This is a genomic window from Silicimonas lutimaris, from assembly GCF_047314965.1.
In the GTDB taxonomy this organism is placed as follows: domain Bacteria; phylum Pseudomonadota; class Alphaproteobacteria; order Rhodobacterales; family Rhodobacteraceae; genus JAVJUV01.
In genome coordinates this window covers 1-13,030 of record NZ_JBLBVK010000033.1, presented here as the reverse complement: position 1 = coordinate 13,030, position 13,030 = coordinate 1, and the positions used below count along the sequence as shown (strand labels likewise).

12 protein-coding genes are annotated in these 13,030 nt (G+C 61.0%); all 12 read right to left on the bottom strand.

What is annotated here, in order from left to right; genetic code table 11:
- Positions 1–11: 11 nt before the first annotated feature.
- The gene (gene hemA, locus ACKLNI_RS02840; RefSeq protein WP_413717489.1) at positions 12–1,226 is read right to left on the bottom strand and encodes a 5-aminolevulinate synthase; all 1,215 of its coding nucleotides are present in this window, start codon (positions 1,224–1,226) and stop codon (positions 12–14) included.
- Positions 1,216–2,007, bottom strand: coding sequence for a putative photosynthetic complex assembly protein PuhE (gene puhE, locus ACKLNI_RS02835; protein WP_413717488.1), 792 nt, complete (start codon positions 2,005–2,007; stop codon positions 1,216–1,218). Before puhE ends, hemA begins: the two co-directional genes overlap by 11 nt.
- A 31-nt stretch (positions 2,008–2,038) precedes the next feature.
- A complete protein-coding gene (gene acsF, locus ACKLNI_RS02830) occupies positions 2,039–3,166 on the bottom strand; it encodes a magnesium-protoporphyrin IX monomethyl ester (oxidative) cyclase (RefSeq protein ID WP_413717487.1) in 1,128 nt (375 codons plus the stop codon).
- Positions 3,163–3,459 (bottom strand): hypothetical protein, encoded by a 297-nt coding sequence (locus ACKLNI_RS02825; protein ID WP_413717485.1) that lies wholly within the window; start codon positions 3,457–3,459, stop codon positions 3,163–3,165. Before ACKLNI_RS02825 ends, acsF begins: the two co-directional genes overlap by 4 nt.
- Before the next feature lie 3 nt (positions 3,460–3,462).
- The gene (puhC, locus tag ACKLNI_RS02820) at positions 3,463–3,963 is read right to left on the bottom strand and encodes a photosynthetic complex assembly protein PuhC (RefSeq protein ID WP_413717484.1); all 501 of its coding nucleotides are present in this window, start codon (positions 3,961–3,963) and stop codon (positions 3,463–3,465) included.
- An 11-nt stretch (positions 3,964–3,974) separates the two neighbouring features.
- Positions 3,975–4,637, bottom strand: coding sequence for a photosynthetic complex putative assembly protein PuhB (gene puhB, locus ACKLNI_RS02815; protein WP_413717483.1), 663 nt, complete (start codon positions 4,635–4,637; stop codon positions 3,975–3,977).
- Positions 4,638–4,684: 47 nt separating this feature from the next.
- Positions 4,685–5,437 carry a photosynthetic reaction center subunit H gene (gene puhA, locus ACKLNI_RS02810; RefSeq protein ID WP_413717482.1) on the bottom strand — a complete coding sequence of 251 codons (753 nt, stop codon included), beginning with the start codon at positions 5,435–5,437 and terminating at the stop codon, positions 4,685–4,687.
- Positions 5,438–5,455: 18 nt separating this feature from the next.
- Positions 5,456–6,898, bottom strand: coding sequence for a PucC family protein (locus tag ACKLNI_RS02805; protein ID WP_413717481.1), 1,443 nt, complete (start codon positions 6,896–6,898; stop codon positions 5,456–5,458).
- Positions 6,895–7,578 carry a magnesium protoporphyrin IX methyltransferase gene (bchM, locus tag ACKLNI_RS02800; RefSeq protein WP_413717480.1) on the bottom strand — a complete coding sequence of 228 codons (684 nt, stop codon included), beginning with the start codon at positions 7,576–7,578 and terminating at the stop codon, positions 6,895–6,897. Before bchM ends, ACKLNI_RS02805 begins: the two co-directional genes overlap by 4 nt.
- Positions 7,578–8,480 carry a ferredoxin:protochlorophyllide reductase (ATP-dependent) iron-sulfur ATP-binding protein gene (bchL, locus tag ACKLNI_RS02795; RefSeq protein ID WP_413717478.1) on the bottom strand — a complete coding sequence of 301 codons (903 nt, stop codon included), beginning with the start codon at positions 8,478–8,480 and terminating at the stop codon, positions 7,578–7,580. The genes bchM and bchL overlap by 1 nt, the downstream gene beginning before the upstream one ends.
- Positions 8,481–8,496: 16 nt before the next feature.
- Complete coding sequence (locus ACKLNI_RS02790; protein ID WP_413717477.1) at positions 8,497–12,042, bottom strand: magnesium chelatase subunit H; 3,546 nt, start codon at positions 12,040–12,042, stop codon at positions 8,497–8,499.
- Positions 12,032–13,030: nitrogenase component 1 (locus ACKLNI_RS02785; RefSeq protein ID WP_413717476.1), on the bottom strand; the 999-nt coding region annotated here is incomplete at its 5' end. The genes ACKLNI_RS02790 and ACKLNI_RS02785, both read right to left, overlap by 11 nt.

Genomic DNA, 13,030 nt, shown 5'->3' with positions numbered 1-13,030 from the left:
TTCCATCTACCTTACGCGACAGCCCGAGCAATCGCGCAGCGCTGCCAGAGTGAATTCAATGCTTCGACCAGATATGCAATATCATCGTCAGAGTGAAGCGGCCCGGGCGTGATGCGAAGCCTTTCCGTGCCTTTCGGAACCGTCGGATAATTGATGGGCTGCACGTAAATGCCCCAGTCCTCCATCAGCATGTCGGAGATCATCCGGCATTTTACCGGATCGCCGATCATGACGGGGATGATGTGAGACGGATTCGGCATGTGCGGGATGCCGCGCTCGTCGAGCATGCGGCGCAGGAGAGCGACCTGCCGCTTCTGGCGGGCGCGTTCAAGCTGGCTGTTTTTCAGGTGGCGGATCGACGCCGTGGCCGCGGCTGCGACGGCGGGAGGAATGGCCGTCGTGAAGATGAAACCGGAGGAGAACGATCGGATGAAATCGACCAGGGCAGACGAGCCGGTAATGTAACCGCCGAAAGTGCCGAAGGCTTTGCCGAGGGTACCTTCGATCAGGGTAATCCGATCCATCAGGCCCATCTCCTCGGCCACGCCGCCGCCGCGGGGCCCATACATGCCTACAGCGTGCACCTCGTCGATATAGGTCATGGCGCCGTGGGCATCGGCCACGTCGCAGATCTCGGCGATGGGGGCGATGTCGCCATCCATCGAGTAGACGGATTCGAATGCTACGATCTTGGGGCGATCCGGGCCGATTGCGGCGAGCTTGCGGTTCAGATCCTCGGGGTCGTTGTGTTTCCAGATGACCTTGTCAGCGCGACTGTGGCGGATGCCCTCGATCATCGAGGCGTGGTTGAGCGCATCTGACAGGATAACCGCGCCAGGTAGGCGTGCACCGAGAGTGGAAAGCGTGGCCCAGTTCGAGACATAGCCGGTTGAGAAGACGAGCGCGGCCTCCTTGTTGTGGAGGTCGGCAAGTTCACGCTCCAGCTCGATATGCTGATGCATCGTGCCCGATATGTTGCGCGTCCCGCCCGCCCCTGTGCCGCAGGCCTGAGCCGTCTTCGTCATGGCCGCGACGACGTCGGGATGATGGCCCATGCCAAGATAGTCGTTCGAGCACCAGACGGTGACTTCACGCTTGCCCTTTGGGCCATAGTTGTCGGCCTTGGGAAAAGAACCGCAGCGCCGTTCCATCTCCGCGAAAATGCGGTAGTTGCCCTCTTCCTTCAGCTTGTTCAGCTGATCGGTAAACAGCGCGTCAAAATCCATCTTCGATCCTCACTTGGTCTTCCTTGGGCGCGGGTAGCATCCAGCGCCATAGTTTTGCGTCAGGCAGTGGCAGAACCATCAGCCAGTGTTCGAGCAGTGCGAGCGCCGTGAAGGCCGCAAGCAGAGAGAACCCGATATCTCCGGTGGCGTAGAGACGCTCGAGCCAGCAGGCGACCGCCAGCGTCAGGAGCGTCACGGAAATCGGGAACATCCAGTTAAGTTTCCGGATCCGGAAGTAGCTGGGGATGTGGGCCAGCGGCCTTGGCAGAAACTCGGTATTGATCCTTGGCACGCCCAGAAACAGGTTCAGCTTGGCCGAGACGCGGGCAAAAAACAGCACGGCGAATGTCCAGAACGTCAGCTGGTTCTCGGCGCCGTAACTGATGCCCCAAATTGCCAACAGGGCAAACACCAAGAGGCCTTCGTGATACGCGATCGCCGAGACCGCCGCACGAAACCTTTCCCAGCCATCCGCCGCCGCAGGGCAGGGGCCACGGTTGGGCCCGGTGACAAGGCCAGACAGGAACGAGAGCTCGATCCAGCCCCAGATCGCAAGGGCTGCCAGGAAGCCGATGTAAGCTCCCGCGGTTCCGTTTTGATCAAGCGACATCTTCAGGCCGACGACACCCGCGAAGAGGATCGGCATCGACAGGAGCGAGGCCCAGACGTGACCGTCCGGGCCGTCTCCGTCAGCGCGTTTCACCACAAACAGGATCGCTCCGGTGCAGAACCACCAGAGAAAGAGGGCAGCAAGCGCGGCGACCCAAGGGGACGTCAGCACGTTGCACCTGTATTGTGGTTTTCACCTGTCATCAGTAGGCGGGCTCCAGCCGGACATTTTCAGGAACCTCGTTCTTCTTCGACGGGATCGTGTAGAGGCTGAAGAATGCGAGGGCGGCCCGGGCACCGGCCGTGAACCTTCCCATGCGACCCGAAAGACCGCCCCTGCGCTTTGCGCTGTCCATGTCCTCGAAGGCGGACTGGAGCCTGTTCAGAGCCGGTTTCCAGCGCGGATGGTCGATATCCAGTTCAAGTGGAAAGACCTGCCGTGCAATGGTGGACGTCTTGCGGAAGACCTCCTGGTCGTACCAGTCGATATCCACGCCCAAAGCGTCGTGGAAGGCGTGCCGCGCGTGGTCGCGGACCCACATGGTGCCGTAAACGGCAGTGAGGAAGAACTTGATCCAGAGCTTGTTCGTGAAGGAATGAGTCAGCTTCGGGTCGGTTCGCATGAGAAGTGCGAAGGCTTCGCCGTGACTGAACTCGTCGTTGCACCACTCCTTGAACCACTTGAAGATCGGGTGGAACCGATGCTCAGGGTTTGCCTCGAGATGGCGATAGATCGTGATGTAGCGTGCGTAGCCGATCTTCTCGGAAAGGTAAGTGGCGTAGTAGATGAACTTGGGGCGGAAGTACGTGTATTTCTTCTCGCGCGTGAGGAAGCCCAGGTTCACCGCGATGCCGGCTTCGCGCAGGGCGTCGTTGATGAAACCGGCATGGCGGGCTTCGTCGCGGGACATGTAGGCAAAGAGCTTCTTGATGTCCTCGTTCGTACCGCGCCGTTTCATCTCCTTGTAGAGCACGCAGCCGGAAAACTCTGCCGTGCAGGAAGAGACGAGGAAATCGATGAACTCCGCCTTCAGTTCGGGGTCCATGCCTTCCCAGTCGATCTGATCCCAATCCTCGTTCTTCTTGAAGTGGCCCCTGTTCGGGTCGCTTTCCATCTGTGCAAGAAGCTTGTCCCAGTCTTCACGCACCGGGGTCACGTCGATGGCGTCCAGTTCATCGAAATCGGTGGTGTAAAAGCGGGGAGTCAGCAGCGTGTTCTGCATCGCAAGCGCAGTGGCATCTTCGCTGGTAAACTGGGACTGAGCCTCGACCCGGGCCAGACCCTCTTCGACGGTTGTTGCGTCTGCACTGTGGCCAGTATGGATGTTCATAGCCGGATCTCCTCGGAGAAGGAAAATTCGCAAAGTTCCATGAATTCGATGTCGCCGGTCAGCCGCGTCCAGAACCGTTCAAGAGCGGACGCCCGAGTGATCGTCGCCTCGCGCGCCTCAGAGACGGTTTCACCGAAGGGCGCCATGACAGGTGCGCCGTGGACAAGTACGGTATCGCCCGGATGAATGACGGCGCCGTTGTCGAAGCGCACATGGGCGGAGAGTTCTTCGAACCTATGACTGATCTCGACGGTGCAGGGCACCCGTTCGGTTTCCTTGGTTAGCAATCCCATGATTCAGTTCCCTGTTTTTTGTTTTTGAAGAAGGTTCATCCAGACGCCGACGTTGCCGGGTCCGAAGGACGAGATCTCCGTGCTCCATCCAGTGGTCGGATCGAGGAGAGACAGACGGCTGTTTTCGTACAGCGTCAGGGTGACGGGTGGATTCCCGGAAATCCGGTTCACCAGTCGCGCGCGCTCCAGACCGTCATTGACAACCGAAATGAAGCCGCCGTTCCCAAGGTCCAACACGGTTTCACCACTGGCGGCATCGGTGACCCGGACCGCCGTTCCGCGGGCATCAATCACGAGGCTGCGCTCGGCGATGACAGGCGCCAGTTGCGGCTGACCTACGAGAGGCCGTTCTGTCATCACCGCAAAGGCCGTGAGCATGACCGAGGCAATAGCGAGCGAAAACATCGCGATTACGAGCCTTCGCGGGATGAGTTCCCTGTCACGCTTTTCCATCACGCGGGCTTCAGCGTCGAAATAAAGGCCGGTATCGGCTCTGTGTGCCATTTCCAGCCTCCTCATTCTGCTGCGACCGCGCGGCCGAGGGTTTCGGCGCGCTGGATCGTGGGTTGGGACACGCGGGTTTCGGCCGCTTCCGCCAGTATGGCTGCCACCCTGGCCGCATCGGGAATACAGCGCAGCGCCGGCTGCGTCTGCTTCATGTACCACGGGCGAATGTGCGGCCAGAGGATCATGTAGGACAGTTTTACTGGTCCCATCGTCCTGAGAGCGATCGTGCCCGCCCCCGATTTCCGCAGGTCCAGATCGGCCGCGGCGATCTTGGGAAATGGCAGGTTAAGGGTAAGTGTCAGCGCTGCCCCGATCCGCATCGCGACGCGTTCGCTGGTGATCGTGTAGACGGTTGCGCGCGCCTGTAACCATGCGATCGCCAAGATGATGGCGGCGGCGAGCGCGGCGAGCACCAGGAAGGGCAGGGCGGTCAGCAGGGCTGGGCCGAGCGGCATCATCGTCGTCGAGACGCCGACGCGCCATACGATCAGGATCGCGAAATAGGCCAGCACCCAGTTGAGCGAGAGCGCTTCGCGCGCGAGTGGCAGGACGAGCGGGCGGCCTTGCCACAAGATTTCTTCGCCCGGCGGAAGTGTCTCGGGAAGACCCTTTACCGGCTCCACGGTTACGTCGTCATCATGTGGCATGGCAGCGCCTTTCTTCGTTCCCATTTTTTCTTTGGCGCGCCGGTCGAGCGGCGCGCCAATGTTGTCGTGGCTTACGAGTAGAGAGTGCCGCCAGTGTACCAGGCGGAAACCTTCTCTTCCTCGAGCTTGGTGATCTGGCCAGCGGTGCGGACCTGGGGCACGCCGTCGAAGCGGCTGGAGTGCAGCGAGGCGACCATGATCCAGCGGGGCTGGACCCGTACAAGCGTCATCGGGACAAGACGCTTGCCGGATCCGTGCTCGGGTTCGAGTTCGATCTCGAGATACCGAACCTCTTGCTCGGCTTCGTCGATCCACATGTCGGTGCAGTGAGCCACGACCTGATCGTCCTTGGAAAGAACCGGCATGCCGCGCGGATCGCGTCCGGCGGAGATGAAGAAGTCATCCTTGCCGGCCATCGGGCCGATCTTGGGATGACCGTGTGCGTTCATTTCCGGGACGTCCTGTCGTGGCGTCCAGGAAGCCGGACCAACACCATCGACCATCGGATCGCCGGTCGGTACCTGAGGGAAGCCCTCACCGACGGCGACTTTTTCAAGCGCAAGATTGTCACGGCGGTGGGCAGCCTCGTTCTCGGCCGAGGGGACAGTCACTTCACGACCATCCGGCGTCTTGAACGTTTTTGGCTTGGGAAGCGGGAACGGGCCCTGGTTGGGCGATTCCGACCCGTCTTCCATTTCGAGCGGATAGCCTTCACGCATATTCTCGGTCTGGAGATAGTAGACCAGCGCGGCGAAGAAGAGCCAGAAGCCCCATATGGCGAGGCTCGCCAGATCGAAGTTTCCGAAAAATGTGACACCGACCATGTGCGTGTCCTCCGTGGGTTAGGTCGGAAAGTCGGCAAGTCCGATCCTGCCGGTTCCCTGGTTGGTCTTTTGCGGTTTCAGAAATGCGAGACGCACGAGCGGACCCAGAACGACAAGGGTTGCAAAGAGAAGCGCGATCTCGGTGTGATAGACGACGGAATACCCTGTGCCGGGTGTATTGAGCGTCTCGCCGAATGCTCCGGATGCGGCCAGCGCACCGACTCCATCCCGGATCGTGCCGCCAAGCGCTATGGCGAGGCCAGCGGCGGTGGCTTGCGCTGCCCCCCAGGCGCCAAGGGCAAGGCCTTGTCCTGCTTTTTCGCCCATTGGCAAGGTCATGGCGGCGGTCAGCGTTGCGACGGCGAACAATCCACCACCAAGCCCGATGCCGAAGGCACCGGCGTAAAACAGGGGCGGCGAGTTCATGGGGTCGGCGAAGATAACGGCCGAAAAGGCCGCGAGGCCGATGAGAATGCCTCGAACGCACATCCGGTAGGGGCTGAAGTCCTGTTTCAGCCAGCGGGCGGCGAGGGCAAAGCCAATCAGGGCACCCGATGCCCAAAGCGCGGTCAGAAGTGTCGTCGCGGACACGGACAGGCCCAGGATTTCCCCGCCGTAGGGTTCAAGCAGGACATCCTGCATATTGAACGCCATGGTTCCGAGGAAAACCACGACCAGAAGCCGCCCCGCATCGCCGCCCTCGGTAAAGTCCGCCCAGGCATCCGCAAACTTGGGTCTTGGCGCTGTGCGCTCCTCGCGCGACATCGGACGGACGCTTTCCTGTTTCCAGAGCGCAACCAGGTTCAGCAGGAGGGTCACCACGGCGGTACCCTGCACCACCTGGATCAACCGAAGATGCGAGAAGTCGCGCAGGAGCCAGCCCACGATGACCGCGGAGATACCCATGCCAATCAGGAACATGACGTAGAGAAGAGCGACGACTCTTGGTCGGGTTTCCTCGGTCGCGCGATCGGAGGCAAGAGCAAGTCCGGCAGTCTGAGTCATGTGAAGGCCGAGGCCGGTCAGCAGGAAGGCCAGGCCTGCTCCCAACTCGCCTGCCCATCCGGGCCCGAGCGTCTGGGTTCCACCGAGGATGATCAGTGCGAACGGCATGATGGCGAGCCCACCGAACTGCCAGAGCGAACCGAACCAGAGGTACGGCACGCGCTTCCACCCGATGGCGCTTTTGTGGGTGTCCGACCGGAACCCGAGAAGTGCCCGGAACGGGGCGACGAGAACCGGGAGGGCGATCATCGTGGCGACGATCATTGCAGGGACGTCAAGTTCCACGATCATGACACGGTTGAGCGTGCCAAGCAGCATCACTGTCGCCATACCAACGGAAATCTGGAAGAGCGACAGCCGCAGGAGTTGGCCCAGCGGCAGGTTCTCGGATGCCGCATCTGCGAATGGCAGGAAGCGGGTACCCAGACGCTTGATGATGGACCGCGTCGCGATCATCCGCGCGCCTCCAGAGCCTGAGAGATGTAAAAGCCACGGGACACGCGGGCATGTTCCGTCAGTTCCGTTTTGAAGCCTTTGTTTTTCAGGGATTTTTGTATCGTTTTGGCGCGATGAGGCTGGATTGCGGGTGAGCGGTCCCCCCGAGGGAAGGCCTTGCCCGCCCACCACATCGCAACCAGCAGGGAGGTTCTGGGAGCAACGGTGAAGGCAAGCGGACCGCTCGATAGGCGCGCAGTCAGGCCCCCCACGGCGCGGGCGATGTCGGCCGCGTCGTAGTGAATGAGGCTGTCCATGGCGACAGCCGCGTCGAATGTTCCGAATGTGGGATCCAGCATGTCGCCGGCGCGGTATTCGATGCGATCGAGCAGGTGTTCGGGCGTTCTGCGGCGCGCAACATCGAGAAGCGAGGGCGAGATGTCGATAGCGACGACATTCGCACCGCGTTCCGCAAGCTCGATCGCCATCTGTCCAGCACCGCATCCAGCATCGAGCACCCGGGCATCGGTCAGATCGCTTGGCAGGATGGAGAGGAGTTCCGCGCGCATGGTATCGCGGCCTTCCCGAACCGTCTGGCGAATGCGCGAGACAGGAGCATCGGACGTAAGAGCCTCCCAGGTCCGGGAGGCGGTTTTGTCGAAATAGGTCTCCAACCTTTCGCGTGTGGCTTCGTAGGTCATCAGTCGAACCCCAGGAGTTCAAAGATCTCGCGATCGGGGAGAGGGGAGGGAAGAACGGGATCCTCCGACACCGAGTTCCAGAGCTTTTCGGCAAGGGCGACATATTCCGCGCGGGCCAACAGGATGTCGTCCTCGTCAGGCATCTCGAAGAGTGTCTTTTTCTTAAGGCGCGACCTACGAATGGCGTCGTAGTCGGGCATGTGTGCGAGACGCTTGAAGCCGACAGTATCGCAATAGCGGTCGACCTCGTCGGTCGCTTTCGAACGGTTGGCTATACAGCCAGCGAGGCGAACTCCGTAGTTTTTCGACTTGGCCTCAACGGCCGCTATGATGCGGTTCATGGCGTAGATGGAGTCGAAATCGTTCGCGGTGACGATAACCGCGCGATCTGCGTGCTGGAGGGGAGCGGCGAAGCCGCCGCAGACCACGTCGCCGAGAACGTCGAAGATGACGACATCGGTGTCTTCCAGCATGTGATGCTGTTTCAGGAGTTTGACTGTCTGCCCGACGACATAGCCGCCGCAGCCGGTACCGGCCGGAGGTCCGCCGGCCTCGACGCACATGACCCCGCCCCAGCCTTCGAACATAAAGTCTTCAGGCCGCAACTCTTCGGCATGGAAATCCACCTCCTTCAGGATGTCGATGACCGTCGGTACCAGCGAACCGGTCAGGGTGAAGGTCGAGTCATGCTTGGGATCACACCCGATTTGCAGGACGCGCTTCCCCAGTGTGGAGAAAGCGGCCGAGAGGTTCGACGATGTCGTCGATTTGCCAATCCCACCCTTGCCGTAAACCGAGAACACCTTGGCGCCTTCGATCTTCAATGTCGGGTCCTGGTGAACCTGGACGGAGCCTTCGCCGTCCTCGCCTCTCAGTGTCGGTATCTCGTCTCTTGGGCTCATTCTTCCTCCACGCCGCCTATTCGGCGGCAATCCCTTCCATCCGGTCTTCCAGGTCATCCGCCGCGTTCTGAAGCGCGGCCAGAGTTGCCTCGTCCGGTTGCCAATAGTTTCTGTCGCTTGCTTCCAGCAGGCGGTTGGCCATGCGAACGCTGGCCTGGGGGTTCAACGCCGCGAGGCGTTTGCGCATTTCGTCGTCGAGTACGAAAGTTTCGCTGATCCGCTGATAGACCCACGGGTCCACCTGGCCGGTGGTGGCCGACCAGCCCATCGTGTTGGTCACGTGGGCTTCAATCTGGCGGACGCCCTCGTGGCCGTGTTCCAGCAGGCTTTCGTAGAACTTCGGGTTGAGGCTGCGCGTTCTGGTTTCGAGTGCGATTTGGTCCTTGAGGGTCCGGATCTTGCCGGCGCCGCGCGTCTGGTCCGAGATATAGACAGGGGCCTCGGTTCCGCGGGCGCGTTTCACCGCGCGTGAGATGCCGCCAAGGGTATCAAAGTAATGGTCGACCGATGTGACGCCCAACTCGACCGACTCGAGGTTCTGGTAAGCGAGTTCGACGTCCTTCAGGGTTTGTTGCAGGAGTTCCGCATTCTTTGCCGCCTTGCCGTGGCGGGAATAGGCGAAGGACTTCCTGGCTTCATAGGCGTCGGCCAACTCGTCTTCGTCACCGAAGGCCGAGCTGTCGACCAGTTGATTCACGTTGGAGCCGTAGGCGCCCTCGGCATTCGAGAAAACGCGAAGTGCGGCGGTTTCCATGTCGCATCCCATCCTCTCCGCATAGGCAAGAGCGTGGGCGCGGATGAAGTTCATTTCGATCGGTTCGTCCGCGGTTGCCGCTTTCCACGCGGCCTCGGCCAGCATCTTGGTCTGGAGCGGAAGGAGATCGCGGAAGATACCGGACAGCGTCATGACGACGTCGATGCGGGGTCGGCCGAGTTCTTCAAGAGAGATTAGGTCGGCACCGGCCAAGCGACCAAAGCTGTCAAACCGCGGCTTTGCGCCCATCAAGGCCAGCGCCTGACCGATCGGGCCGCCGTCCGATTTGATATTGTCCGATCCCCAGAGAACCAGTGCCACCGAGCGCGGAAGCGTGGCGTGGGTTTCCAGGAGGCGGCCGGCCTGTGCCTTCCCGTCAGCAAGGGCAAAGGCGGTTGGCATCCTGAAAGGGTCGAAGGCGTGGATGTTCCGGCCAGTTGGCAGTATCTCGCGCGAACGGATCAGATCGCCGCCGGGAACCGGGGCGATGAACCGTGCGTCCAGTGCGCGCAGGATCGCCGGGATCTCAGTTTGTTGCCGCAGTTGAGCATCGAGCGTCTTGCGTGCCTCTGCGTCGAGTTCCGGGATCGTGTCGATGAGCGCTGCTCGGCGTGAATCGGACATGGGACGACCGACGACATGGAGACCATCGGGGATCAGCGCGGCCTCGGTTTCGAGAAGCGTCAGCCAAAGCCGGTCGGGATCGGTTCCATCGAGATCGACGGCCTCGGACTGAGTGCTGATCAGCGTGGCGAGTTCTCCGCGCTCGGGCGCATCGGGGGAGAGGGCGCGCCAACGGGTGACACTGTCCTTTAGTTCAAGAAGTCCTTTGTAGAGACCGGCCGAAGCCAGTGGCGGTGTAAGGTGCGTCACCGTCACCGCATTTGACCGGCGTTTGGCGAGTGTCGCCTCGGATGGGTTGTTGGCGGCATAGAGGTAGATGTTCGGGACTTCCCCGATCAAGCGGTCAGGCCAGTCGCGCGCGCCGAGACCGGCTTGCTTGCCGGGCATGAATTCGAGCGCGCCGTGCATCCCGAAGTGCAGAATTGCGTCGGCATGAAATGTATTCCGCAGCCAAAGGTAGAATTGGACGAAGGCATGGGTCGGAGCGAAACCCTTTTCGAACAGCAGGCGCATCGGGTCGCCCTCGTAGCCGAAAGTAGGCTGGACGCCGACGAACACCTTCCCGAACTGGTGCCCGAGGATGAAGACGCCGCGGCCGTCGGACTGGTGCCGGCCCGGCGCCGGTCCCCACACTTCTTCGATCGCCTTCAGAGGCGGTGTGTTTCGGACAATGGTGTCTGAATCCACGTGGGCTGCCACATTTGCGTCCTGCCCGTGCTGTGACGAGTTCCCCGACAGGATGGCGTGGCGCAGATCGTCGACTGTCGCTGGCGGCTCAACATCGTAGCCTTCCGCTTTCATCGCGTGGAGCGTGTTGAAAAGACTTTCAAAAACAGATAGATAGGCCGCAGTTCCGACAGCTCCTGCGTTTGGCGGGAAGCCGAACAGTACAATTGCGACGTTCCGTTCTGCTGCGGTCTTGCGGCGCAACCGGGCAAGTCGGATGACCTTCTCGGTCAGGGATGCGATCCGCTCGTTACACGGGGCCATTGCACGCGCTTCGACGCCACCTACACACTGCAAGTGGCAGCCCGTGCAGGTGGTTTCCCCATGGCGTCCCGCAAAGACCGTCGGGTTTGTGGCGCCGTCGATTTCAGGGAGGGCGACCAGCATCGTCGTTTCTACCGGACCCAGGCCGTTCGAAGCGTTGGCCCATTGGCCGAGTGTCAGGAATTCAAGCGGGTGGGCGGCCACATAGGGCACATCCAGCGCAGAAAGGGTTTCGACCGCAGCGTTGCTGTCGTTGTAGGCGGGACCGCCAACGAGGCTGAATCCGGTGAGCGATACGAGTACGTCTATCTTGCCTTTGAAGTAAGTGTCGATCGCCGGTCTTCCGTCAAGCCCGCCTGCAAATGCAGGCAGGCACTTGATACCTGCATTCTCGAGGCTGCGGATGACGGCGTCGTAATGTGCGGTGTCGGATGCCAATACGTAGGACCGCATCATGAGAAGTCCGACCGTGGCTATCGGCTTTTTCGGACCGGGCAGTTCGGATGGGTTAGTCGTGATCCGGTTTTTCAGATCGGGATGATAGAGTCCGACATCCGGGTACTCGACCGGGGCCTTCGCCTTCATTCCTCGCCAATCGTCGCGGCTGGCGTAGCGAGAAAGCAGGAAACGGATCATCTCTTCGACGTTATCGTCAGAACCACCAAGCCAGTATTGCATGGTCAGAAACCATGCGCGCAGATCCTGCGCCTTGCCGGGGATGAACCGAAGGATGCGCGGCAGGCGGCGCAGAAGCTTCATCTGCTTTTCGCCCGAAGCGCTGGACGGTTTGCTGGAGCCTCGAAGCTTTTTCAGAAGCTGGACTGCTGCGGAGGATGGCTTGGACATGTCCAGATCGCCCATCCTTGTCAGCTTAACGATCTGACCATCGGCAACCATTCCGACAAAGGCGTCGGCGGTTTCATGAGCACGCTCTAGTTCTGGCAGGATCGCCTTGATGTGCTCCTCGAGGAAAAGCAGGTTGCAGATTACGATATCGGCGGCGAGCACGGCCTCGCGCGCGGAGATCAGTGCGCATTCCTTTTCGGCCCATTCCGCGGCGGCGTGTACGGACACCGTCAGTCCGGGAAATTCCTTTGCCAGGCGTGCTTCGACCCGGGCGCAGGGGCCGGCAGCATGGGCGTCCAGCGTGACGATGGCTACACGATAGCCGGATATCAGGCTGTCATCGCGCATAGTGGGCTTTTGCCTCGTAAAGGGTTTCGACGCTGATCTCGTGGACGCCGCGTTCAGCCGCGAAGGCTTCGGTGTTGCGCCGGGCTTTGCCACGCACGAAGAAAGGCACTTTTTTGAGCTCGGTCTCTGCTTCGCTCAGCCATACGATCTCGGCGTTGGTGTTCGCAGGCTCGGCAGGCTCCGAAGCTGGCTCCTGTCTTGGGGCAGCGCCGCCATGATGGCTGGGACCGGCTGAATCGTGGAACTCGAAGTCGTCGCGGAACATGGTCAGCAAATGCTCTTCCAGGCCCATGACAAGCGGATGGACCCAGGTGTCGAAGATGACGTTGGCGCCTTCCCAGCCCATCTGCGGAGAGTAGCGAGCGGGAAAATCCTGGACGTGGACTGGCGCCGAAATGACGGCACACGGAATGCCCAGGCGCTTGCCGATATGGCGCTCCATCTGAGTTCCGAGGATCAATTCCGGCGCCGCCTCGGCAATGGCGCGTTCGACTTCGAGATAATCGTCCGTGATCAGAGCATCGACGCCATAGTCCTTCGCAAGGCTGCGGATCTGGCGTGCAAACTCGCGGTTATAGCACCCGAGGCCCACTACCTCGAAACCCATTTCTTCGCGGGCGATCCGCGCGGCCGCGGCGGCATGCGTTGCATCGCCGAAGATGAACACGCGCTTGCCAGTCAAGTATGTCGAATCTACAGAAGCAGCGTACCACGGCTGGCGCAGGCGGCTTTCGTCGGCGCGAGGAGGCAAGCCGGCGATCCTGGCAACCTCCTCAATAAACTCGCGTGTTGCTCCCGTCCCGATCGGAACGGTTTTCGTGAAGGGCTGGCCGAAGGTTCTCTCGAGCCAGCGGGCAGCCGTTTCTCCGGTCTCGGGATAGAGGAGAACATTGAAGTGGGCTGCGGGGATGCGCTGGATGTCTTCGGGAGAGGCACCCATTGGTGCCACGACGTTCAAATCGACGCCCATGTCATTCAGGAGAGCAGT